The sequence below is a fragment of the Nonomuraea rhizosphaerae genome (assembly GCF_019396405.1).
GTDB classification, from domain to species: Bacteria; Actinomycetota; Actinomycetes; order Streptosporangiales; family Streptosporangiaceae; genus Nonomuraea; species Nonomuraea rhizosphaerae.
Map to the genome: position 1 here is coordinate 1 of NZ_JAHKRL010000529.1, position 22131 is coordinate 22131.

23 protein-coding genes and 1 pseudogene are annotated in these 22131 nt (G+C 71.0%); 9 read left to right on the forward strand and 15 right to left on the reverse strand.

Annotated features, from left to right (window positions below):
• Window positions 1-202, forward strand: a pseudogene (locus KME77_RS27460) (hypothetical protein); the annotation flags it as partial.
• Window positions 203-288: 86 nt separating this feature from the next.
• Here KME77_RS27460 and KME77_RS27465 read toward each other — a convergent pair.
• From KME77_RS27465 to KME77_RS27520, 12 genes are all read right to left on the reverse strand, one after another.
• The gene (locus tag KME77_RS27465) at window positions 289-1113 is read right to left on the reverse strand and encodes an ATP-binding protein (protein WP_219471841.1); all 825 of its coding nucleotides are present in this window, start codon (window positions 1111-1113) and stop codon (window positions 289-291) included.
• Window positions 1113-1697, reverse strand: a complete 585-nt coding sequence (locus KME77_RS27470) for an ATP-binding protein (RefSeq protein WP_219471842.1) — start codon at window positions 1695-1697, stop codon at window positions 1113-1115. Before KME77_RS27470 ends, KME77_RS27465 begins: the two co-directional genes overlap by 1 nt.
• 164 nt (window positions 1698-1861) lie before the next feature.
• The gene (locus tag KME77_RS27475; RefSeq protein ID WP_219471843.1) at window positions 1862-2467 is read right to left on the reverse strand and encodes a response regulator transcription factor; all 606 of its coding nucleotides are present in this window, start codon (window positions 2465-2467) and stop codon (window positions 1862-1864) included.
• Window positions 2464-3684, reverse strand: a complete 1221-nt coding sequence (locus tag KME77_RS27480; protein ID WP_219471844.1) for a sensor histidine kinase — start codon at window positions 3682-3684, stop codon at window positions 2464-2466. Before KME77_RS27480 ends, KME77_RS27475 begins: the two co-directional genes overlap by 4 nt.
• Window positions 3681-4949 (reverse strand): hypothetical protein, encoded by a 1269-nt coding sequence (locus KME77_RS27485; protein WP_219471845.1) that lies wholly within the window; start codon window positions 4947-4949, stop codon window positions 3681-3683. Before KME77_RS27485 ends, KME77_RS27480 begins: the two co-directional genes overlap by 4 nt.
• A 23-nt stretch (window positions 4950-4972) precedes the next feature.
• A complete protein-coding gene (locus KME77_RS27490) occupies window positions 4973-5566 on the reverse strand; it encodes a dihydrofolate reductase family protein (RefSeq protein WP_219471846.1) in 594 nt (197 codons plus the stop codon).
• The gene (locus tag KME77_RS27495) at window positions 5563-6060 is read right to left on the reverse strand and encodes an SRPBCC family protein (RefSeq protein ID WP_219471847.1); all 498 of its coding nucleotides are present in this window, start codon (window positions 6058-6060) and stop codon (window positions 5563-5565) included. Before KME77_RS27495 ends, KME77_RS27490 begins: the two co-directional genes overlap by 4 nt.
• Before the next feature lie 114 nt (window positions 6061-6174).
• Window positions 6175-6888: a DUF4097 family beta strand repeat-containing protein gene (locus tag KME77_RS27500; protein ID WP_219471848.1), complete on the reverse strand. Its 714-nt coding sequence runs from the start codon at window positions 6886-6888 to the stop codon at window positions 6175-6177.
• A 113-nt stretch (window positions 6889-7001) separates the two neighbouring features.
• Window positions 7002-7844, reverse strand: a complete 843-nt coding sequence (locus KME77_RS27505; RefSeq protein WP_246610847.1) for an LLM class flavin-dependent oxidoreductase — start codon at window positions 7842-7844, stop codon at window positions 7002-7004.
• 40 nt (window positions 7845-7884) lie between these two features.
• Entirely contained in the window at window positions 7885-8712 is an 828-nt protein-coding gene (locus KME77_RS27510; RefSeq protein ID WP_219471849.1) for a GNAT family N-acetyltransferase, read from the reverse strand.
• A gap of 121 nt (window positions 8713-8833) precedes the next feature.
• Window positions 8834-9181 (reverse strand): STAS domain-containing protein, encoded by a 348-nt coding sequence (locus tag KME77_RS27515; protein ID WP_219471861.1) that lies wholly within the window; start codon window positions 9179-9181, stop codon window positions 8834-8836.
• Between the two features lie 34 nt (window positions 9182-9215).
• Window positions 9216-10604, reverse strand: a complete 1389-nt coding sequence (locus KME77_RS27520; protein WP_308250933.1) for an LCP family protein — start codon at window positions 10602-10604, stop codon at window positions 9216-9218.
• Window positions 10605-10691: 87 nt separating this feature from the next.
• Between KME77_RS27520 and KME77_RS27525 the strand changes: the two genes are divergently transcribed.
• The gene (locus tag KME77_RS27525; RefSeq protein WP_504739341.1) at window positions 10692-11750 is read left to right on the forward strand and encodes a glycosyltransferase family 2 protein; all 1059 of its coding nucleotides are present in this window, start codon (window positions 10692-10694) and stop codon (window positions 11748-11750) included.
• Between the two features lie 16 nt (window positions 11751-11766).
• Here KME77_RS27525 and KME77_RS27530 read toward each other — a convergent pair whose 3' ends face one another.
• Window positions 11767-13449 carry a CDP-glycerol glycerophosphotransferase family protein gene (locus KME77_RS27530; RefSeq protein WP_219471852.1) on the reverse strand — a complete coding sequence of 561 codons (1683 nt, stop codon included), beginning with the start codon at window positions 13447-13449 and terminating at the stop codon, window positions 11767-11769.
• A 26-nt stretch (window positions 13450-13475) separates the two neighbouring features.
• On the reverse strand, window positions 13476-14867 hold the full coding sequence (locus tag KME77_RS27535) for a bifunctional cytidylyltransferase/SDR family oxidoreductase (RefSeq protein WP_219471853.1): 1392 nt from the start codon (window positions 14865-14867) through the stop codon (window positions 13476-13478).
• Window positions 14868-14964: 97 nt separating this feature from the next.
• Here KME77_RS27535 and KME77_RS30110 point away from each other — a divergent pair, with 97 nt between their 5' ends.
• The 7 genes from KME77_RS30110 (at window position 14965) to KME77_RS27570 (ending at window position 21634) form a co-directional block, all read left to right on the forward strand.
• The gene (locus KME77_RS30110; protein ID WP_219471854.1) at window positions 14965-16422 is read left to right on the forward strand and encodes a CDP-alcohol phosphatidyltransferase family protein; all 1458 of its coding nucleotides are present in this window, start codon (window positions 14965-14967) and stop codon (window positions 16420-16422) included.
• On the forward strand, window positions 16422-17102 hold the full coding sequence (locus tag KME77_RS30115; protein WP_219471862.1) for a DUF5941 domain-containing protein: 681 nt from the start codon (window positions 16422-16424) through the stop codon (window positions 17100-17102). The genes KME77_RS30110 and KME77_RS30115 overlap by 1 nt, the downstream gene beginning before the upstream one ends.
• A gap of 77 nt (window positions 17103-17179) precedes the next feature.
• Window positions 17180-17911 carry a phosphocholine cytidylyltransferase family protein gene (locus KME77_RS27550; protein ID WP_219471855.1) on the forward strand — a complete coding sequence of 244 codons (732 nt, stop codon included), beginning with the start codon at window positions 17180-17182 and terminating at the stop codon, window positions 17909-17911.
• A gap of 28 nt (window positions 17912-17939) precedes the next feature.
• Window positions 17940-18980 (forward strand): iron-containing alcohol dehydrogenase family protein, encoded by a 1041-nt coding sequence (locus tag KME77_RS27555; protein ID WP_219471863.1) that lies wholly within the window; start codon window positions 17940-17942, stop codon window positions 18978-18980.
• Entirely contained in the window at window positions 18958-19725 is a 768-nt protein-coding gene (locus tag KME77_RS27560; RefSeq protein WP_219471856.1) for a CDP-alcohol phosphatidyltransferase family protein, read from the forward strand. The genes KME77_RS27555 and KME77_RS27560 overlap by 23 nt, the downstream gene beginning before the upstream one ends.
• A gap of 187 nt (window positions 19726-19912) precedes the next feature.
• Window positions 19913-20797 (forward strand): glycosyltransferase family 2 protein, encoded by an 885-nt coding sequence (locus tag KME77_RS27565; RefSeq protein ID WP_219471857.1) that lies wholly within the window; start codon window positions 19913-19915, stop codon window positions 20795-20797.
• Window positions 20798-20842: 45 nt separating this feature from the next.
• Window positions 20843-21634 carry an ABC transporter ATP-binding protein gene (locus KME77_RS27570; RefSeq protein ID WP_219471858.1) on the forward strand — a complete coding sequence of 264 codons (792 nt, stop codon included), beginning with the start codon at window positions 20843-20845 and terminating at the stop codon, window positions 21632-21634.
• Window positions 21635-21710: 76 nt separating this feature from the next.
• Here KME77_RS27570 and KME77_RS27575 read toward each other — a convergent pair.
• Window positions 21711-22131: acetoacetate decarboxylase family protein (locus tag KME77_RS27575; RefSeq protein WP_219471859.1), on the reverse strand; the 421-nt coding region annotated here is incomplete at its 5' end.

Below are 22131 nucleotides of genomic sequence, written 5' to 3' on the forward strand. Positions count from 1 at the left end.
GGCCGCCATCGCCGACAACGTGCTGCCGGCCCTGACGGCGGCCATGAGCCTGCTCAAGGCTCAGGCTCCGGCCGAGGCCGACAACTTCCGCAGAACCGTTGTTGTCGCCGTCGAGGCGGCCGCTCGCGCCCATCGGGGTGAGCCCAGTCCCACCGCGGCCGAGATGATCCGCAAGATCGTCGGAGCGCTCGACGCCGCTTGACGGGACGTCGGCCGGAGGGGCGTCGGCTTGTGCAGATGCAGCTTGTCACGGGGTTCTGCGCCGCCCTCCTGCCGGAGGGGCTCGCGTCATGCGAGTCCGTACATCCGCTCCAGGTCGACAAGAACCGTGTCGGGACGGGACGCCGCCTCTTCGACGAGGTCGGGAGTGAAGCCGGTGGCCGAGAACAGCGCGGTCGTCGTCTCCGCGGTGTCGTGGCCCTGCCGCGTGAGCACCTCGCGGATGGCGTCGAGGCGTTCGAGATCCGGCAGGCCGCGGCGGTTCAGCGTCGCCTTGGCCTCGCCTATCAGGCGGATGTGATCGCCTTCGGCGGCGAGTACGTCGATGTCGTGTTTCGCGCGCCCCCGGTCGTCCTGGACGCTGCCGAAGCCGACCTGGCCGAATCCGGTGGGCCGGTCGAGTTCGTCGGGGGCGGAACGGTGGACCCAATCGCGGGCGAGTTCCGCGAAATGCGGGCCGAGGATGTTCGAGCGGAAGGTGGGTGCTGATGTCCGCCAGATCGGGTCGATGCGACCGAGTTCGAGTTGACCGAGATGCGGGGCGATGATGAGACGGTCGAAGCGGATGATCGGGTCGCAGACCGAGATCGTGGGCTTTCCGCGCCGCAGGAGATCATGGGTTCTGGTGAGATACCCGGCGGATTCCAGGACGCTGATCGGGTAGCGGACCGCGTTGTTGTCACGGCCGATCACTCCTCCGATTTTCGCCGGGGTCCGGGCCCCTTGGCTGACGGCGCTCAGGATGTCGTAGTAGAGGGAACGCGCCGTGATTCGGGGGGCTTCGCGGAGCAGGTGGTCGACCTCGGTGCGGGTGAACACACTGACGCCGACGGACAGCAGGTTGTCAATGACCCAGTCGTCAAAATCGGTCAGTGAATCCGGGGCGCTGGTCATCAAGGGCCGATATCCGGGAATGCCGCCGACGCAGGCATGCACTCTGAACGCGACCTCGGGATCCTGGATCCGCCACAGCTCGGCGGCTTCGTGCCCGAGAGCAGGGTGCTCATGACGCTCAGGGCCGAGCCGCAGAGAATGAGCCGTCCGCCTGGCCCGTGCCCCTGCTGAGAATTGTCGTACAGGTGCTGGATGAGGGAGGGGAGTTGCGGCGCGTTCGCCATGACGTAGGGGAACATGACGTAGGGGATTCGTCGATGACGACCAGCTGGAGGATTGCCGGCCGGGGCCACGCGTGCCGCCGTCTCCAACGCCGCCCTGATCAGACGTTCCCAGGATTCGGGCTCGCCGCGGATGGCACCCTTCAGCCCGGCGTGCTCCGTGATGGTGGCCGCGAATCGGCGCCTCGCCGCCAGGTCACCTTCGTCCTGCACGCAGACGGTGTAGAGGCCGCCGACCGCCTCGCAGACCGCCGTCAGCAGCTGCGTCTTGCCTGTGCGGCGGCGGCCCGAGACGAGACCTGGTCGCAGCGCGGGGGATCGCTGAGCGTCTGCAGGGGCGCCGTCATGGAGAAAGCGCCACATGGCCCGCCACTGACGATCCCTGCCGACGATGGTGGGTGGCTGATCCCCTGTGCGGTCCGGTACCGCTCGGTCAGGGGCAGCAGGACCCTCGTGATGCCGCTGCTCCAGGCGAAGAGGGCGCGGATTTCGCCGTACTCCGACAGACAGTGCTGTGTGGTGCGGGGTCAGAGCCAGCCGGCGTCCCGGGAGATGCGGATGGCGTCGATGCGGTTGCGGCCGCCGACCTTGCCGATCGCGTTCGACAGATAGTTGCGTACGGTCGCCTGCGACAGTGAGAGCTGGGTGGCGATCTGGGCGATGCGGATGCCGGTCGCGGCAGCGCGCAGGACCTCCGTCTCGCGGGGAGTGAGCGGGCTGCTGCCGGTTTCCAGGGCGGCGGCGACGAGTTCGGGGTCGATCACCCGCTCGCCCCGGGCGATGCGGCGGATGCCGTCGGTGAGGGTGTGCGCGGGGGCGTCCTTGACGATGAACCCCTTCGCGTGGACCTTCAGGGCGCGCAGCAGGTTGCCGGGCTGGCTGAGGCCGGTCAGTACGAGGGTGCGGCAGTCGGGGAGCCGCGCGGAGAGCTGTTCGGCGGCGGACAGGCCGTCCAGGCCGGGCATGTCGATGTCGAGGACCGCGACGTCAGGGCGTACGCGCAGGGCGGTGGGCAGCACCTCGTCGCCGCGCTCGATCTCGGCGACCACCTCCATGTCGTCCTCCAGCGACAGCAGGGCGACCAGGGCGGAGCGGATCATGTGCATGTCCTCGGCGATCAGCACGCGGATCACACGACCTCCTCGGGGACCTCGACCGACAGCCGGAACAGGCCGTCGTGGACGGTGGTGAGCCACGTGCCGGACGCGGCGCGGGCCCGCTCGGCCACTCCGGCGAGCCCCGAGCCGTGAGGGGATGGGCTGAGGGATGCAGCGGGGCTGAGGGGTGCAGCGGGGCTGAGGGGTGCAGCGGGGGCTGGAGCGGGGGTGGGGGGAGTGGTCGCTCGGATGCCGTCGTTGACGATCTCCAGCCGCACCGTCCCCTGGTGCCGGGACAGGGTGATGGCGCAGGTACGGGCCTCGCTGTGCCGGAGCAGGTTGGTGGTGCCCTCGCGGATCGCCCAGGCCAGGGCGTTCCTGGCGGAGGTGGACAGCGGGGGCAGGTCGGCCACGTCGAGGCGGGTGTCGATCCCGGCGGCGCCGAGCAGGGCCGCGGCCCCGTCGATCTCGGTGCGCAGTGACACGGCGTGCTCGTCGCGGGTGATCGCCCGTACGCCGTGCAGCGCGTCGCGGGCCACGCCGGTCAGGCTCTCGATCTCGGCGCGGGCGGCGGAGGTGTCCTTGCCGAGCAGCCGCAGCGCCAGGTCGCCCTTGAGGGAGATGGCCGACAGGCTCTGGCCGAGCAGGTCGTGCAGGTCGCGGGAGACCCGGACGCGCTCCTCGCCGACCGCGCCGGCGGCCAGCTCGGTGCGGGTGGCCTCCAGCTCGTTCAGCAGGCGGACCAGCCGGGCGCCGCCGACCAGGGCGCCGGCGAACACGATGGCGCCGAAGAAGGGGTACAGGCCCAGCAGGAGAGCCTGCCAGACCGTCTCGCTCCCGTCCCGCAGCATGGCCGTCACCTCCTTCACCGGGTTGAGCAGGATCTGCGTGGCGGCGGCCACCAGCATCAGCCGGCCGCGCAGCAGCATCACGACCGAGGCGAGGGTGAAGATGGTGAGGCTCTGCCAGTCCGAGCCGTACCACCACAGAGGGACGTTCGCGATCAGCGCGAGGATCGACAGGGTCCAGGGCCATCCCGCCGGGCGTTCTCCCCGGGCGGCGGCCAGGCTGTGGCGGAGCTGCAGTGCGAGCCCCAGGGCGGCGGCCAGGACGGCGAGGACGGGGTCGCCGGGCGGGCCGTCCATGCCGAGGATCGTGTAGACCGGCATCTGTGCGGCCATCGGCACGTGCAGGGCGACCAGCGGCCAGAGCGGGTGCCGCAGCACCCACGGCGGCGGGATCGACGGGCTCATGGCCACACCTCGGTCGGGTCGGTGGTGGGGCCGGCCTGGGGGCCTGGAATTACCTCGATCGTCTCGGTGGTGTTGTCGGTCCGCAGCTCCAGCAGCGCCCTGCCGTTCGAGACGGTGGTGGTGATCGTGCAGGCGCGTACGCCGTTCGTGCGCAGCAGGCGGGTGACCGTCGCGCGCAGGGCCGCTCGCGGGTGCTGCGCGATCGTGGCGGGGAGGCCGGAACGGGGCAGCACCAGGCGGGTCTCGATGCCGGCCGCGGACAGGAGGGTAGCGGCGGTTTCGAGCTCGGCGCGCAGCGAGGGCTGCCGGTAGCCGCGCACCCGCTGCCTGGCCTCGGCCAGCGTCCGCCTGGAGTCGTCGGCGAGGGCCATCAGCTCGTCCACCAAGGCCGCCGGCTCTTCCCCCGCCGGTTGCGGGCCTGTTGATTGTGAACCCGCCGACTGTGAACCCGCCGACCGCGAACCCACCGACTGCGAGCCCACCGCCCGCCGGCCTTCCCGCTCACTCTCGGCCAGCCTCTGGCCGACCCGTTCGCCGCGCGCCGCGATCGACTCCAGCGCGCTGCCGAGCGTACGCCGGAGGTCGTCGTCGATGCGGCGGCGTTCCTGCGCGACCGCCTGCTGCGCCAGCACCTCCCTGGCCGCCTGCAGGCGGGTCAGCGCGGCGGAGAGCCAGACCAGGAGCAGCAGCGCCCAGCTGCCGGTCAGCACCGAGAACATCAGCCACGGCACCACCGTCCACGGCACCCCCATCAGCAGGGACACCGGCGCCGCGATGGCCACCAGCGTCGCGTAGATCGCGAGCGACCACGGGGCGGGCAGCAGCAGGACGGCCGACACCGCGAGGCCCACGTACGCCCGCGGCCACATGGTGCCGGCCACGGGGGTGGCGGCGAGGATGACGACGGCCATCGCGGCCAGCGTCCAGTGGCGGTGCGGCGGGCGGGTGGCGTGGGCGGCGTACCAGACGTGGCGCAGGTGCAGGGGAAGGTACAGCGCGGTCGCCGCCAGGCTCCACAGTCCGGTACGGAGGTTGTTGTCCAGATAGGCGAACGCCAGGACCACCTGCAGCACCGGCAGCAGGCCGCTGCAGGCGATCGCGCCGACCGGCGCCAGCCGGACGACACGATCGGACCGCCAGAACTCCACCACCGTTCGCCCCACCACCCGTCCGCGTGCTCTGCCCGACCAGGGTAGGTGGTCCGGCCGGCCGACGGCACCGGCCGGCAGCGCGGGCGGCCTGGCTGGTGAGAGCGGGAGGGTCATGGACGGCCTCACCTCCATAAGGTTCAGGCGGCGGTCACCGCGTACCGCAGAAGGACGTTGTGGGAGGAGTCATCGAGCTGCTGGGCCCGCACCAGGCTCAGCCCGCCGACCGGTCCCGTGAAGATCGGCGTGCCCTCGCCCAGCCCGGTCGCGCCGACGATCAGGTGCAGCTCGTCGACGAGACCGGCCCGGAGCAGGGAGTTCCACAGGGTGCGGCTGCCGAAGGTCAGGATGTCGCCGCTGTCGCGTCCTTTCAGCTCCTTGACCCGCGCCTCCGCGCCGGCGCGCTTGACGACGGTCGTCCGCTCCGCCCAGGGAGCGACGTCGGCGGGCGTGAGGGAGTCGGAGACGACGTCGACGGCGATGCGGCCGTAGATCTCGCCGAACTCCCGGTGCACCCACGGCGCCTCGGTGTTGCCGGCCTGGGCGGGCCAGAACCCCATGAACATCCGGTACGACGTCGCGCCGAGCAGGAGCGAGCCGGCCGACCGGATCCGTTCCAGGTTGTAGGCGTCGAACGCGGCGTCCATCGGCAGCACCAGCGGGTTGCCGTCGGAGGCGGCGTACCGGCCGTCCAGGGACATGATGGAGCAGACGACGAGCTTGGCCACGGTCACGCACCCGATCCGAGGAGTCGGCCGAGGTTGTCCAGCTCGTTGCCGCGGCCCGCCACCAGGCGCTGGGTCCACTCCTCGTCGTGCATCGCCTCCACGGTCATCGTGATGCGCACGCCGTCTTGGACGGGCCGGATCTCGACCACGGTGAGGAAGTCGTACGGCTCCACGCCGGGGATGAAGTCGGCGAGCGAGGTGTAGGAGAGCGTGGCCGGCTCGTCCACCTCGACGAACTTCTTGCGGGACTCGGTGCTCAGCGGCAGGCCGGCGCCCTCCATGAACGCGATCTGCTCCGGCGCCGTGGCGGTCATCGTGTAGACGAGGTCGCCGCCGGGGCGGGGCTCCAGGGTCGTGACGCTCACGGTGAAGCCGTCCGGGGACCACCAGGACTCGATGCCCTCGGCGGTGGTCCACAGGCGCCAGACGGTCTCGGGGGTGGCGGGGTAGGTGCGCTCGATCCGTACGGTCGAGGCGGGGGCGTGAGTCTCAAGAGTCATGGTCCTGGCGCTTTCGTCCGGGGTGTTTACCGGACCAACCCTGCACCCTCACCACCAGGGCAAACAGATACAAATGTCACGGAGGACGCGGTGAATTCCGAACGGCGCACATGCTCAGCGGGCCAGGACGCGGACGTTGCCCGACATGCTGCGCGCGGTGATGCTGCGGTCGCTGCCCTTGGCGTTCCTGAACTCCGACCGTTCGCTCCCCTCGGCGCTGGTCGCCTTCACCGCGTAGTCCGCCTTCGGCACCCTGACGGTGACGCCGCCGTCCTGGGACAGCAGGTCCAGCTCGCTGGGCGGGCTGGTGAACGCCAGGTCGATGGCCCCGCTGGAGCTGCGGCCGCGCACGTACGCGGACTTCAGGCCGTCGCCCGTGATCGGGCCGTCGTCGCTGAGCAGCCGCAGCCGGCCCGTGGCGCCCTGGACCTGGATCCGGCCGCGGGTGGAGACGTCCACGTCCTGGGCGAGGCCGTCGAGGATGACGCCGTCGTCGCCGTCCACGGACAGGCGCACGCCCGGCGGCACCTTGAGGTGGTAGCGGGCGCCGCAGTCGCCGAAGACGACGGTGCAGTTCGCGCCGAGCCGCAGCGTGCCGTCGCGCAGGGACCAGGTGGGGCCGTCGGAGGCCTTGCCGCGGGTCCACCGGTCGACCTCGATCCTGCCCGCGGCGCCGGGCAGGACGCGCAGTCCGCCCAGGGAGGACCTGATCGTCAACGTGGTTCCCGTGAACGGGAACGTCTGGGCGGCGTGCGCCTCTTTCGCGTCCAGGGTGCAGCCGGTCGCCGCCAGCGCCACCACTGCCGCTCCTAACAGGATTCGCCTCATGGCAACCGATGCTGGCCGCTGCCGGGGGACGCGCCATCGGCCGTTCGACCGATGCGCCTCCCCCTTTTGGGCAAATGCCGGGCAAATGCCGGGCGAACGCCGTACAGAACGATCTACAGCGCCGCCAGCAGGGCGTGCACGTGGGTGAGCGGTTCGGGGCCGAGAGGACGTACGGCGACCGTGCCGGCCCCGGCCGCCCACAGGGCCTTGACCAGCTCGGCCGCCGCCTCGGGGTCCCCGTTCGCCATGGACACGTCCTCCTGCGCCACGCCCAGGTACGCCGCCTGCCCCTCCACCAGCTCGCCCGCCACCTCGGACACGTCGCCACCGGTGTAGAGGTAGGTGAACAGGACCAGCTCGTGATCGTCGCCGGCGTTCAGATGGCCGAGCACGGCGGGCAGCTCGTCGGGGCCGATGCCCTCGGGGATGATCGTGCCCTCCGCCACGCGCCCGCTCAGCGCCAGCGAGCGCGGGCCCTTCACGCCGGTGAGCACGGGCGGCGGCTCGGCGGGCGGGTGCACCAGCGACACCCCGTCCAGGTGGACGGCCTTGCCGTGCAGGGTGACCGTCTCGCCGCGCAGCAACGCCCGTACGGCCGTGACGGTCTCCTCCAGGAGCGCCAGCGGCGACGGGACGGCCGCGCCCACCTGGCGCATCCAGTCCTGGACCCCATGACCGATCCCGGCGGCCAGGCGGCCGGGATGCAGGCGGGCCAGGTTGCCCAGCTCCATCGCCAGCAGCATCGGGTTGCGCAAGGGGGCGGGGGTGATGCCGATGCCGACCCGCAGGCGGGAGGTGACCGCGAGCGCGGTGGCGGCGGCCGAGATGCCGCCGGTCCAGCCCAGGTCCTCGACCACCCACAGGTCGTCCACCGTCGTCGCGTCGAGGGCCTTGGCGAAGGGGATGAGCTGCTCGGGAGGCAGGTCCCGGTCGAACATGACGCCGAGTCTCTTCAAGGTCGCTCCAGTCATCGTGCGAGGGCCTCGGGAGAGCGTTTCACGATCTCCAGTAGTAACGGAACAATCTGCCCACCTCCGAGTACCCGGCCCGCAGGAACGCCGCCGCCGTGGGCGTGTTCCCGACGTCCGTGCCGGCCACGACGCGATCCACCCCGGCCTCGGCCAGCGTCGCCGTCCCGTGCGCCAGCAGGTCGTTGACGTAGCCGTGTCCCCGGTGCTCGGGCAGCACCCCGATGTAGGCGATCGAGTGGTCGTCGGGTGCCACCAGGCCCACGGGCGAGTCGTCCAGGTAGCCGACGACGAACCAGTCCGGCTTCCCCCTGCGGTTGACCAGGTCGTCGTACATCCAGCGGGCCTCGTGCTCGGCCCCGGCCGTGGCCAGCTCGATCTGCGTGTCGTAGTCGAGCGAACCCTGTGAGATCCGTACGAGCAGGTCGAGGACGAAGCCGGCGGGCAGGCGGCGCGCGGCCCGGTACGTCAGCCGTCCCGGATCCGCGGGGACGTCGCTGCCGAGGCGCCATTCGAGGTTGAGCCGTTCGACCTCCAGCGTGAACCCGGCGCCCAGCAGCGCCTCGTGCTCGACGGGGCGGTCGACGAGCGGGGTGAGGCCGGGCCGCAGGGATATGTCGTGGATCATCTTGCCGAGGCCCAGGGCCGACAGCCCGCGCCGCAGCAGGCCGGAGGCCGCGGCGGGGTCGGGGCCGGGCTCGAACAGCCAGGTGACCACGGGATCCGCGCCACGGAAGGGAGCCCAGAACGCCAGCCGTGCCTGCCCCTCCGTGAAGCACCACTCCGGCCGGGTCCTGCCCTCGTCATGGGCGGCGGCCAGCTGGGACCGAGCGGGCTCCGGGAACTGATCGAACAACGTGGGAAGCCTCCACACACTCGCGAATGAGGAGGCGGCTTCCTACCGCGGCCGTGCGTGAGGGAAGTGCGCCTCCATTGTCCTGGACATCGTTTAGCACACCTTCACGGATTGCTCGATCTCAGGCTGCCGTCTCGAACGCCGTCCGCGCTTCTCCCAGTGAGGATCTGGTCTCGAAGTGCTTGTCGAGGTTCGTGATCGTCAGCAGGTGGCTGATCATGCCCGGCCCCACCACGAGGATGAGCCGGCCCTGCACCTGCTGGACGTGGTTCAGTGTCGCCACCAGCACCCCGAGCCCCACGGAGTCGCAGAACGGGACCTCGGTCAGGTCCAGCACGAGTCTGGGCGGATGGGCGGCGGCCAATATCCGGTCGAGCGCGTCGCGCATGCGTGGCGCGGCGGCCACGTCGAGCTCGCCGACGGCGTGCAAAATCGTGCAAGGTTCCTCTCGCCATGATCTGACCACCATGGCTGTCACGTGCCCGAATACCAGACAAATATGCCTATTTTTTACATATGTTCTGGGTCGCCGTTTTCGTTTGTGTGGTAGGAGTCGGCGTCGCCGAGGGCTTGGCTTTGCCGATCTTCGGCTGGTCGCTCCCGACGATGACCTCGATGCCCGCGACCTGCGTCTCGCGCAGCTCCGCGCCGGGGATCGCGGCGGCCACCGTCCGGGCCGAATCCGCCCGGTCGGGACCGTAACGGATGACCGTTTTCTTGTAGTCCTTGCGCTTGGTGTTGCCGGGCGTGCCCGGGACCTGGAACCCGTAGGAGACCAGCGCCTTCTTGGTGCGGGCGCCCAGACCCGTGATGTTCGTGCCGTTGAGCACCTTGAGCGAGATCTGCGACGGCGCGATGGTCGCCTTGGGCGTGGCCGACTTCGAGGGCGACGCCGACGGGGTGGCCAGGTCCTGGTCGGCGGCGATGCGGCCGAACATGGCGCGGGCCGCCGTCTTGTCCCACAGCACCGCCGACTCGCCGGTGGGCGACTTGAAGTCGACGTCGGCCAGCGGCACCTCGGCGAACTTCACGTTGTCCAGCGAGACGTCCCTGAGCTGCGTGGCGAGGCCGATCATGTCGTCGTCGGGGTCGATCTTGATCGTGCCCAGCGTCGAGTCGACGAACGCGGCGAGCCTGGCCGGGTTGGCCAGGGTGCCGGCGCTCAGCGCGCGGTTCATCAGCGCGGAGATGACCTGCTGCTGCCGGTCGATGCGGTCGAGGTCGGAGCGGGCCGTGGCGCGGGTGCGGGCGTACCCGAGCGCCTGGACGCCCTTCAGTTCGTGGGTGCCGGGCGTGAGCGTGAGGCCGGTCTTGGGGTCCTCGATCGGCACGGGCGTGCAGACGGTGACGCCGCCGAGGGAGTCGACGACGTTGATGAAGCCGAGGACGTTCACCTCGATGTAGCGGTTGATGCGCAGGCCCGTGGCCTGCTGGACCGTCTGGAGCGCCAGTTTCGGGCCGCCGAACTGGTAGGCTGAGTTGATCTTGTGATCGCCCTTGCCGGGGATGGTCGTCCAGGTGTCGCGGGGCAGGCTCACCACGGTGATCTTGCTGTGGTCCTCGGAGAGGTGGATCACCATCATGGTGTCGGTGCGCTGGCCCACCTCGCGGCCCAGCTTCAGCTCGTTCTGCTGCCTGCGGGTGAGGTCGTCGCGCTTGTCGACGCCGACGAGCAGGATGTTCATCGCGCCGCGCGGCGCCGACTCGGTGACGCCCGCGTCGACCGTGCCGATCCGCTGCGGCGCCGCCCACACCAGGCCGGTGCCGGCCAGGACGCCGACCGACAGCAGGCCCGACAGGATCAGGTGGCGCCGCCTGCGCCTGGCGCTCTTGAGCGGCCTGCGCGTACGCGTGCCCGCGAGCTTGACGCCGCCGTACGCGTCGCCGCCCACGCGAAACCCGGAGTCGTCTCCGGATCCCTCGCTCCCTGACGAAACGTCCGGGTCGCGCATGCCCCTGCCCCTCCGTCCCGCCGCTGGATTGCCTTCCTCCCCTGCTCGTACAGTAGCGTGAGCCCCGCCATGAAGCAGTTCCCCGACTCGCCGCACGCGCCAGCGGAGACGCACGGCTGGCCGCCCATTTCCGTCGTCATGCCGGTCCTCAACGAGGAGCGGCACCTACGCGAGGCCGTAGAGATGGTCCTCGCACAGAAGTACCCAGGAGAGATCGAGGTCGTTCTCGCCGTGGGTCCCTCCCATGACCGCACCCAGGAGGTCGCCGACGCCATCGCGGCGGCCGACCGGCGGGTGACCGTGGTGCCCAACCCGACAGGTCGCACGCCCAACGCGCTCAACGCCGCCATCGCAGCCTCGCGCAACACGATCATCGCCAGGGTCGACGGGCACGCCATGCTGCCCGACGACTACCTGCGCGTCGCCGTGGAGACGCTGCGCGAGACCGGGGCCGACAACGTCGGCGGGGTCATGGCGGCCGAGGGCGTCACACCGTTCGAGAAGGCCGTCGCGTGCGCGATGACCTCCAAGATCGGCGTGGGCGCCGCCGCCTTCCACGTGGGCGGCACCGCGGGCCCGGCCGACACGGTCTACCTCGGGGTGTTCCGGCGTTCCGCCCTCGACCGGGTCGGCGGCTACGACGAGCACTTCCAGCGGGCCCAAGACTGGGAGATGAACCACCGCATCCGCCAGACCGGCGGCCTGGTGTGGTTCCAGCCGCGCATGCGGGTCTCCTACCGCCCGCGGCCCAACGTCAAGGCCCTGGCCAAGCAGTACTTCCACTACGGCCGCTGGCGCCGGGTGGTCTCACGCACCCACGAGGGCACGATCAACCTGCGCTACCTGGCGCCGCCTGCCGCCGTGCTGGCGATCCTGCTCGGGCTGGTCGCCGCGCCGTTCTTCCCGCTGACGCTCATCGTGCCGGGCGGGTACGCGCTGGCCGTCCTGGCGGGCTCGGCGCTGACCGGCAGCGGGCTCCCCGGAGCGGTGAAGGCCCGGCTGCCGATCGTGTACGCCACCATGCACATGTCATGGGGCTGGGGCTTCCTGACCAGCCCCCGCAAGCTGGCCCGCCCTTCGGACTAGCCGCCGCCGGCCATCGCTAGCCGCCGCAGACCCGCTCCACGGCGGCGTCGAAGCGGGCCAGCCCGTCCGGGAACTCCGGGCCCAGCAGATACGTCCTGAGCTTGGCCCGGGCACAGGCCATCGTGTCCTCCCCGTCGAGGAACTCGGCCAGCCCGGCCAGGTCCTCGCCGAGCAGCACACCCGCCTCCGTGCTCGGGTAACGCTCGTGGAAGACCTTCTCGGGCAGGCCCGCCACGTTCGTCACCGCGTACGGCTTGCCGCTGGCCAGGAAGTCGGCCACCACGCTGGAGATGTCGCTGATCAGCAGGTCGGCGTCGTTGAAGCAGTCGTACAGGTGCGGCTCCAGGCCCCTGACCACCTTGTGCCGGGAGTCGCCCGAGTCGCGGATCATCTGGGCGATCTCCCGGTGCGCCCGCGCGGCGGCCCTGTCGCGGTGGCCGGTCAGCGGGTGCGGCTTGTAGATCACCCGTATCCGCGGGCTGTGGTCGAGCAGGGCCCGCACGATGCGCGGCCCCATGGTGGTCAGCGACATGTGGTACAGGTCGTCGGTCCATCCCTCCCAGGTGGGGGCGTAGAGGACCGTCTTGACCTTCCGCCTCGGCGGCTCGGTGGAGATGCCCTGCAACTGGGGGCGGCCGACCTCGTACACGTTCTCGTCCCTGACGCCGACCCCGGCGCGCAGGTAGCGGTCCCGGCCCGCCGGGCCGGCCACCCACACCTCGTCGTAGACCTTGGAGAAGGGGTTGAACGAGGCCTCCTTGTCGCTGTCGCCGTGGCCGATGAACGCGCTGCGCAGGTTGGGGATGCGCAGCATGTGGATGTTCTTGCCGACGTTGGCCACGTACAGGCAGAGGCTGGCGCTGGACAGCGCGTGGAAGCCCATCAGGTCGGCCGAGGAGGGGATGCACAGGACCGGCAGCGTGGTGTCCTCCATGTGCCTGGCCATGGCTCGCTCACGCAGCACGACCACGGCCCGCCTGCCGATCCGCTCCAGGATGGGCAGCCACATCCGGGCCTGGTAGGCGGCCTGGGTGGCGCCGGAGAAGTACAGGATCACCTCGGGGCCGTAGGCGCGCACCTGGTGGCCGACCACCTCGATCACGCGGTCAGGGTCGGACAGGGGGGCGGCCCGCCGTACGTACGGCAGCAGCGCGAGCGCCCCGGCGGCGCCGAGCAGCAGCGACAGCCCCGCCCCCATGGCGCCGGCGAACGCCCCGGCCGAGGCGCCGAGCACCGGCAGCACGTCCAGGTAGAGAAAGCGCATCCCCCGGTAGTTGACCAGGAACTCGGGCGGCATGCGGGGGATGCCCAGCGCCGAGACGTCCAGATTGTGGGTGACGACCGGCATCGTGTTCAGCGTCTGCCTGAGCCGGATGGCCAGGCCCGTCTGCACGGCCCGCATGCCGTGCATGGCGAACAGCCCCGCCGCCATGGCCACGAACCACGGCGAGTCGGGGCCCGCCGTCCTGGCGACCAGGAGCAACGCCGCCATCTCCCGGACCACGAACCGGAGCGTGACGCCCAGGTGCACCCGGGACAGCAGGCTCAGGAACGCCCTGGCCCGGGTGGGGGCGACGTACTCGGCGAGGTAGGAGGCCGCCGCGAGCACTCCGAACGCCACAGGTGACGGCCAGAGTGACGCGACGAGCAGCAGGGGGTAACAACCGAGCACCGCGGCGATCGCGCAGAGTCTCCTCATGTGTTCCCACGGTAACGAGCCTCAGGTCAAGGGCAGTCCAGGCGAACGTCTATCACTTGCCCGGTCAGGTCCGAGATGAGGACGTCGATCGAGGTCTGGGCGACCGCGCGGGGCGAGAGCAGCGTGTGGGCGGGCTCCTCACCGAACGCGCGTTCGCGCATCGGGGTGCTGGTGCGCTCCGGGTTGACGCAGTTGACGCGGATGCCGTCGCACGCCCACTCGTCGGCCAGCGCCTGCGTCAGGTTGACGACGGCGGCCTTCGTCGAGGAGTAGAGGCTGTAGTCGGCCCGGCCCCTGGTGTAGCTGGAGGAGGTGTAGAGCAGCAGGCGGCCCTCGCTCTCGCACAGGTGCGGGTAGGCGGCGCGGGCCACGTTGACCGGGCCCAGGTAGTTGACGCCCACGGTCTCGGCGATGCTCTCGTCGGTGACCTCGGCCAGCTTGCCCATGTGCAGGACGCCCGCGGTGTTGACCACGTAGTCGACCCGGCCGACCTGCGCCAGCGCCTTGGCCACCGACTCGTAGTCCTCCACCCGCACCCCGTTCTGGCTGCGCGAGAAGGAGTGCACGTCCGCGCCGTGGTCGGCGGCCAGCGCGACGACGTCCGCGCCGATGCCGTAGCTGCCGCCGAAGACCACCACGCTCCTGCCGTCGAGCGCCTCCCGGTAGTCGCGGGCGGTGGGCGTGGGCGCGCCCGCGGCGGCGAGCTGGAAGAGCTTGTCGGCGATGTACACGTCGACCGGGTGGGTGATCTTCATGTTGTGCTCGCTGCCGGGCACGATGTAGATCGGCACGTCGGGCAGGTAGCGCAGCAGCACGCCGCAGTCGTCGGTGGCGGGCTGCCGGTCGAAGTCGGGGTCGGCGAAGGCCCGCTCGTACGCCTCGCGGATCAGCGACAGGCGGAAGCACTGCGGCGTCTGGCCGCGCCGCAGCCGTGATCTGTCGGGAATGTCGCGGATGATCTCGCCGCGCGGCCCAGGGGCGGCCACCACGACCGTGTCGGAGCTCGGGATCGCCACGTCCACGGCCGAGTACGTCTGCAGGGCCTGGACACACTCCGTGATGATCCGGGGCTCCAGGAGGGGCCGTACAGCGTCGTGCAGGAGCACGTTGCACTCGCGCGGGCCCAGCGCCTTGAGCGCCCGCCAGGTGCTCTCCGTACGCGTGGAGCCGCCCTCGACGATCTGACTGACCTTGTCGAACCCGCCCTTCTCGACGATCTCCCTGACCGGCCCGGCGAAGCCCGGCGTCATCAGGACGACGATCTCGTCGATGTCCGGTGAGCCGTTGAACAGCGCGAGCGTGTGCTCCAGGATTGTCCTGCCGGCGATCTTTATGAGCTGTTTCGGCGTGTTGAGCCCGACACGCTGACCCACTCCACCTGCAAGTACGACCCCTACGGAGCGCAGCCGAGATTCCATACCCGCGAGCGTAACGGTCTCGTTCCGTGATATCGCGTTGCATGGTCGCTACGCTGTGTCCACCGCACTCCCTCGCGACCGGGAGGAGACCTGCGCTTTGCCCGACTCATTGACTCGCGACAGCGCGACCACCTCGGTGGTGGTGCTCGCCACGACGCCGGCCAGCAGGCTCTCCTGCGCCGACGGCACGTTGCGCGACCGGCTGAGCGACCAGCTCGCCGTGCTCCCCGTCCTCGACGTCCAGGTGCTGGGGCCCGGTGGAGGGCTCGGCGCCGACCTGCGGGGCGTCGCCAAGATCGCCCGGTTCGCGCCCGGCGCGGTCGTGGTGCTGCCCGCCGACCTCGTCGCCCACACCGAGGCGCTCGCGCTGCTGCTGGAGCACCCGGCGCGCGACACGGCCGCCCTGGTCTCCTTCGAGGCCACCGCGGCGCCGATGCGGCCGCCCGTACGCGTGGAGGGCGCCAGGGTCATCGCGGCGGGCAGCTCGTTCCACCTGGTGCCCGAGGCCAACGCCACCTTCCGCGGCGTGCTCCAGGCGGGAGAGACCGACCTGACCTCGCTCGCCGACGTCGCCGAGGAGCTGGCCGAGCTGGCCGAGACCGGCAAGCTCGGCCCCGTCACCACCGTCGAGGCCGTCGACCTGCTGCTGGTCGGCCTGGTCAGGTCGGGCGTGCCGGTGCGCGCCGCCGGGATCGGCCCGCTGCACTGCGACCGGGTGACCGGCCAGGTGTCGGCCGACAACGCCATCGGCCGGCTCGCCGACGTGGACGAGTCCCGGGTGCGTCTCGACGCCGCGGTCAAGGACGACGACGGCTTCTTCGCCACCTACTTCGTCTCGCCGTGGACCCGCCTGCTCATCCGGCCGGCGGCCCGCCTCAAGCTCACCCCCAACGCCGTCACCGGCATCTCGATCGGCGTGGCCGCGCTGTCGGCGGTGTGGTTCTCGGCGGGTTACCGCGGGGCGCAGGTCGCCGGCTCGTGCCTGCTCTACCTGTCGTTCGCGCTCGACTGCCTGGACGGTCAGCTCGCCCGCTACACGCGCACGTTCTCGCCGCTCGGCGCCTGGGCCGACGCGATGGCCGACCGGCTGAAGGAGTACGCCGTCTACGTGGGCCTCGCCTTCGGGTACGCGGCCGGGCTGCCGCTGAGCGAGAGCGGGCCCGACGGGATCTGGTACCTGGCCGGCGCCGCGATGATCCTCCAGGTCGTCCGGCACGCCATCGACTACTCCTACGCCGGGGCGGTCGCCGACGCGGGCCGCGCGGGCGCCTCGTGGGACCCCTCGCCGGTGCGCTCGCTGCTGGAGTCGGCCGACGCCGGGCGCTACGGGGTGCCCAGGCAGGGCATGCTCGGCCTGGCCCAGCGGATGGAGCGGGAGCGGGTCACGCGCTGGCTGAAGAAGGCCGTCGTGCTGCCGATCGGCGAGCGGATGGCGCTGATCGCGATCACGGCGGGCGTCTGGAACGCCAGGGTGACGTTCGTCGCGCTGCTCGGCTGGGGCGGGGTCGCCGCGCTCTACCAGGTGATCGGCAGGATCGCGAGGTCGGCGCGGTGATGGCCCGACGGCCGGGACGCGCCGCGCGCGGGGAGGGGCGCGACAGGGCGGAGACGGCGATCTCCGTCCAGCTCACGCCCGTGCCGCGCAGCACCGTCGTGGCCTACCGCGACGACGGGCCGCTCTCGCGCGGCATGGGAGCCCTCGTCGCCGGCCAGCTCCCGCCGCTGCCGCCGCTGATCGCCGGGGCGTTCGTGATCGGCGTGCTGCTGCTGATCGGCGTCGCGGGCTCCGACGGGCTGGCCATCTTCGCGCCCGCCGTGACGCTCCTGCTGGCCGGGCCCGGCAGCTCGCACCCGCACGACGGACGGCTCGACTGGCTGGTGCCGCCGGTGGTGCGGATGATCGAGTACACCTTCATCGCCGCCTGCGGCTACGCCCACGACGTGCCACCCGTGCTGATCTTCATCCTGCTCGGCGCGATGGCCTTCCACCACTACGACCTGGTCTACCGGCTGCGTCAGCGGGTCTACCCGCCGCCGTGGCTGTCCACGTTCGGGCTCGGCTGGGACGGGCGGATGATCGTCCTGTCCCTCTCGGCCATCGCCGGCTTCATGACCGGCGGATTCGCGCTGCTCGGCGCCTACCTCTGGCTGCTCTTCGGTTGGGAGAGCCTCACCTGCTGGCTCGCCGCGCCGCGCTCGGGGGTAGATGCAGCTGATATGGGAACGCAAGACTAACGGTCGATTACCCGCGGAGGGCCTGAAGGCAACTAACCTTTGGGCCTACGTAGAGATGCTCGACTGAGGAGTGCACGTTGCTGGGAATGGTGCTGGCCGCTGGAGCCGGACGACGCCTGCGGCCGTACACCGACACGCTGCCGAAGGCGCTCGTGCCGGTCGACGGTGAGACCACGATCATGGACATCTCCCTGCGCAACCTCGCCGAGGTGGACCTGCGCGAGGTGGTGGTCGTCGTCGGTTACGCGGCGCAGGCCGTACAGGAGCGCAAGGAGGCGCTGGAGAGGCGCCACGGTGTGAAGCTCACCCTCGTGCACAACGACAAGGCCGAGGAGTGGAACAACGCCTACTCGCTGTGGTGCGCGCGCGACTACTTCGCGCAGGGCGCGCTGCTCGTCAACGGCGACACCGTGCACCCCGTGTCGGTGGAGAAGACGCTGCTGTCGGCCCCCGAGACGAGCGACGTGCTGCTCGCGGTCGACAACGTCAAGTCGCTGGCCGAGGAGGAGATGAAGGTCACGCTGGAGGGCGAGGACCTCAAGCGGATCACCAAGCTGATGGACCCGGCCGAGGCCTACGGCGAGTACATCGGCGCCACGCTGATCCGTCCCGGCGCCGCAGGGCGGCTGGCCGACGCGCTCAAGGCGACCTTCGAGCGCGACCCGCAGCTCTACTACGAGGACGGTTACCAGGAGATGGTCGCGCGCGGCGAGAAGATCCACGTCGCACCCATCGGCGAGGTCGACTGGGTCGAGGTGGACAACCACGACGACCTGGCCAAGGCTCGCACCATAGCCGTTCGCTACTGAGGAGGCGGGCATGCCGCTTCTGGCGAGGATGCTGCCCGCGCCGCTGACCATGATGGTCAGGCGCGGCGCCGTGGTCGAGCTCGGCGCGTTGCTGGCCGACACCCGCGTGGCGACCTCCGGCCGGGTCGCCGTGGCCGTGGGTCCCGGGCAGGGCGACCACATCGAGGGCCTGATCGCGCCCACGCTCGACGAGGCCGAGGTGTTCAGGGTGGCCGACGGCTCGGTCGAGGCGGCCGTCTCGCTCGGCGCCGACCTGCGCAAGGGCGCCTACGAGGTGGTCGTGGGGGTCGGCGGCGGCAGGACGATCGACGCCACCAAGTACGCCGCCTCGCTGGCGGGCATCCCGATGGTCGCCGTGGCCACCAACCTCTCCCACGACGGCATCTGCTCGCCCACCGCCTCGCTGGTGTACGAAGGCGGCAAGGGCACGTTCGGCGTGCCGATGCCGCTGGCGATCCTCGTCGACCTCGACTTCGTGCACAGCGCCCCCGAGTCGCTGGTCCGGTCCGGGGTCGGCGACGTGGTCAGCAACCTGTCGGCCATCGAGGACTGGCAGCTCGGCAACGTGGAGCGCGGCGAGCCCATCGACGGGCTGGCCTGCTCGATGGCGCGCACGGCCGCCGAGGCGCTGATCGGCCGCAGCGACTCCATCGAGTCGGACGCGTTCCTCACCGTTCTGGCCGAATCCCTGATCCTGTCGGGCATGTCGATGGTTATTGCCGGCTCGTCTCGGCCCGCGAGTGGTGGAGACCATGAGATCCTTCATGCCGTGGATCAGCTCTTCCCCGGCACCTCCAACCACGGCGAGCTAGCCGGGATCGGCGCTGCCTTCTGCTTCTTCCTGCGGGAGGACGCGGCGCGGCTCGCGCAGGTCACCGGCTGCCTGCGCCGTCACGAGCTGCCCGTCGTCCCGGCCGACATCGGGCTGAGCGACGAGCAGTTCGCCGAGGCCGTCGCGCTGGCGCCGTCCACCCGTCCCGGCCGTTACACGATCCTGGAGCACCTGCGCATGTCGGAGTCCGAGGTTCGCGAGCGGGTGGGGGACTATGTCCGGGCCTTCGGTCGCTGAGCTGCGGCGGGTCGCGCAGCCCGCCGGCCACCTGGAGCGCAGGAACGGCGAGCACTGGGCCGGCGTCCTCTACATGCGCAGGCTGTCGATCTACGTCACCTGGCTGATGACCAAGACGTCGGTCACGCCCAACCAGCTCACCTGGGTGATGACGCTGGCCGGTGTCGCCTCGGGCTTCGCGCTGGCGCTGCCGGGCGTGTGGGCCGCGCTGCTCGCCTTCGTGCTCGTCCAGGTCTACCTGCTGCTCGACTGCTCCGACGGCGAGCTGGCCCGCTGGACCGGCCAGACCTCGCTGGTCGGCGTCTACCTCGACCGCGTCGGCGCCTACTTCACGGAGGCGGCGCTGCTGGTGGGGCTGGGCTGGCGGGCCTCGGCCGTGCTGCCCGACTGGTACACCGTCCTGGGCGTCGGCGCCGCGCTCGGCGCGATCCTCATCAAGGCCGAGACCGACCTCGTCGAGGTGGCCAGGGCCAAGGGCGGGCTGCCGGCCGCCACCGAGGAGTCCGTCGGGCAGTTTCGTTCAGGGCTGCTGGGGCTGGCCCGGCGGATCGTCGGGGCGACGAAGTTCCACCGGATCGTGCAGCCGATCGAGCTGTCGATGCTCGCGGTCGCGACCGCGGTCGTCGACCTCGCCACCGGCGACCTGCTGGCCACGCGGGTGCTGCTGATCGCCTGCTTCGCGGCGGCGGTCCTGCAGACGGTCCTTCATCTGGTCAGCATTCTCGCTTCGAGGCGGCTTGTGTGAGCTCGATCCGGAACCGTGAGGGCTCCTCGTCCGTCGTATTGATCGGACGTCCGCCGTTCGGTGGGGGTTCACTTACGGTTCCGATACGCTTAGCTCCACCCATATTCAACAGTACGCAGACCAGCAGACTCGGTGATCATGAAAGAATGCTCCGCCCGTGCTCTCAACGCGTCAGGACGATGATTCGTTGAAGATCTCGTGCGTCATCCTCACCATGGGCAACCGGGTCGCGGAGCTGAACCGGGCGGTCGAGTCCGCGCTCAACCAGATCGACGGCGACGTCGAGGTGGTGATCGTCGGCAACGGCGCCGACGTGCCCGAGGTGTCGGCGACGCCGCCCGTTGGCTCGTCCGCGACCGTGAAGACTGTCCGGCTCGACCGTAACACCGGCATTCCCGCCGGCCGCAACCGCGGTGTGGAGGAGTGCTCCGGTGACGTCGTGCTGTTCCTCGACGACGACGGCTGGTACGCCAACCAGAAGGTCGCGTCGCACGTCCGCGACCGCTTCGCGACCGAGCCCGACCTCGCGGTGATCTCCTTCCGGGTCATGGACCCCGACGGAGGCGTCGGCCAGCGCCGCCACGTGCCGCGGCTGCGCGCCGGCGACCCGGAACGGTCCTCGCCCGTCACCACCTTCCTCGGCGGCGCCTCGGCGATCCGCCGCTCGGCCTTCCTCCAGGTGGGCGGCCTTCCCGAGCAGTTCTTCTACGCGCACGAGGAGACCGACCTGGCCTGGCGGCTGCTCGGCGAGGGCTACCGGATCGAGTACGACGCCGAGACGGTCATGTACCACCCCCAGGTCCCGCCGACCCGCCACGCCCAGTTCTACCGGCTCAACGCGCGCAACCGGGTGTGGCTGGCGCGGCGCAACCTGCCGTGGCCGCTGGCGGGCCTCTACCTGCTCGACTGGGTGGTGCTGACGCTCATCCGCGAGTGGCGCTCGCGGGAGGCGCTGAAGGCCTGGTTCACCGGCTTCTTCGAGGGGCTGCGCACGCCCGCGGGCGAGCGCCGCCCGATGGCCTGGCGCACCGCCTGGCGCATGGTGAAGCTCGGCCGGCCCCCCATCGTGTAGCCATCCTGTCCTCAGACATCTGATGGCTGTTGGTAGCCTGGCCGGATGGAACCTGTTGAGGGCGGACCCGTTCTGCGCGCCGCCGACGTGGACGTGGTGCGCGACGGCAACGTGCTCCTGCGCTCGATCTCGCTGACCGTGCGGCCCGGTGAGCACTGGGCGCTGCTCGGGCCCAACGGGGCGGGCAAGAGCACGTTCCTCGACCTTCTGGGGGCCGTGAAGCACCCCACGCGCGGCGTCGTCGAGGTGCTCGGGCACCGGCTGGGCCGCGTGGACGTACGGGAGCTGCGCTCGCTGCTGGGACACGTCAACCCGCGCCACTCCCTGGACAGCGCGCTGCGGGTGCGCGAGATCGTGCTGACCGGCGCCACCAACACGATCGAGCTGGTCCCGCGCTGGACGCCCTCCGTCGAGGAGGAGCGGCACGCGCGCGAGCTGATCGAGCTGATGGGCATGACCGGCAAGGCCGAAGCCCGCTGGCCGCACCTGTCGCAGGGCGAGCGCGGCCGGGCGCTGATCGCCAGGGCGCTGATGCCCAGGCCGCGCCTGCTGCTGCTGGACGAGCCCGCCACCGGCCTCGACCTGGCCGCCCGCGAGCAACTGCTGAGCAGCCTGGACACGCTCCGGCGGGAGAACCCGGCGCTGGCCACCGTACTGGTGACCCATCATCTGGAGGAGCTGCCCGCCAGCACCACGCACGCGCTGCTGCTGCGCGAGGGGGAGTGCATGGCGTACGGGCCGGTGGACGAGGTGCTGACCACCGACCTGGTGAGCAAGTGCTTCGACCACCCGGTGCGGATCAGCCGCGTGGACGGCCGCTGGAGCGCCCGCGCCTGAGCCGGCCCTTCGCGTCTGAGCCGGCCCTTAACGTCTGACCGGTCTGCGCGCCTCGGACGGCCTGCGCGCCCGCGTCTCAGACGGCCTCCGCGCTCTCGAACGTCATGGCGGCGTGCGCGACCGTGGTGCTGAGCAGCGGGCGCTTGGGCAGGCCCAGCTCGCTCAGCTCCTTGGCGATCGGGTGGTTGCCGAGCCGGATCAGCGCCCCGCCGGGACGGACCCGGACCCCGTGCGGCCGCACCGACCACCGGACGCGGCGCGTGACGCCCTCCCGGTGGGTGAAGGCGTCCATGGGGACCAGCGCGCCCGGCCCCGGCGCCGGCAGGCCCGGCCTGATCAGCAGGTCGAGCACGAGCCGCCCGTCCTTGCGCAGCACACACCGCTTGTACGGCGAGCCGAGCCGCAGGTCGATGTCGGCCAGCTCCTTCGGGAACCCCCAGATCCGGCGACCGGCCTCCAGCGCGAAGCGCTGGTCCACCCGCAGCCAGGGGACGAAC

What these genes read in the sequence shown, in the direction of transcription:
- KME77_RS27465 (WP_219471841.1), bottom strand. Translation starts at nt 1,113, where the DNA reads ATGACCAGCGCCCCGGATTCACTGACCGATTTTGACGACTGGGTCATT.
- KME77_RS27470 (WP_219471842.1), bottom strand. Translation starts at nt 1,697, where the DNA reads ATGTGGCGCTTTCTCCATGACGGCGCCCCTGCAGACGCTCAGCGATCC.
- KME77_RS27480 (WP_219471844.1), bottom strand. Translation starts at nt 3,684, where the DNA reads ATGAGCCCGTCGATCCCGCCGCCGTGGGTGCTGCGGCACCCGCTCTGG.
- KME77_RS27485 (WP_219471845.1), bottom strand. Translation starts at nt 4,949, where the DNA reads ATGACCCTCCCGCTCTCACCAGCCAGGCCGCCCGCGCTGCCGGCCGGT.
- KME77_RS27495 (WP_219471847.1), bottom strand. Translation starts at nt 6,060, where the DNA reads ATGACTCTTGAGACTCACGCCCCCGCCTCGACCGTACGGATCGAGCGC.
- KME77_RS27500 (WP_219471848.1), bottom strand. Translation starts at nt 6,888, where the DNA reads ATGAGGCGAATCCTGTTAGGAGCGGCAGTGGTGGCGCTGGCGGCGACC.
- KME77_RS27515 (WP_219471861.1), bottom strand. Translation starts at nt 9,181, where the DNA reads ATGGTGGTCAGATCATGGCGAGAGGAACCTTGCACGATTTTGCACGCC.
- KME77_RS27530 (WP_219471852.1), bottom strand. Translation starts at nt 13,449, where the DNA reads ATGAGGAGACTCTGCGCGATCGCCGCGGTGCTCGGTTGTTACCCCCTG.
- KME77_RS27535 (WP_219471853.1), bottom strand. Translation starts at nt 14,867, where the DNA reads ATGGAATCTCGGCTGCGCTCCGTAGGGGTCGTACTTGCAGGTGGAGTG.
- KME77_RS30115 (WP_219471862.1), top strand. Translation starts at nt 16,422, where the DNA reads ATGGCCCGACGGCCGGGACGCGCCGCGCGCGGGGAGGGGCGCGACAGG.
- KME77_RS27555 (WP_219471863.1), top strand. Translation starts at nt 17,940, where the DNA reads ATGCTGCCCGCGCCGCTGACCATGATGGTCAGGCGCGGCGCCGTGGTC.
- KME77_RS27560 (WP_219471856.1), top strand. Translation starts at nt 18,958, where the DNA reads ATGTCCGGGCCTTCGGTCGCTGAGCTGCGGCGGGTCGCGCAGCCCGCC.
- KME77_RS27570 (WP_219471858.1), top strand. Translation starts at nt 20,843, where the DNA reads ATGGAACCTGTTGAGGGCGGACCCGTTCTGCGCGCCGCCGACGTGGAC.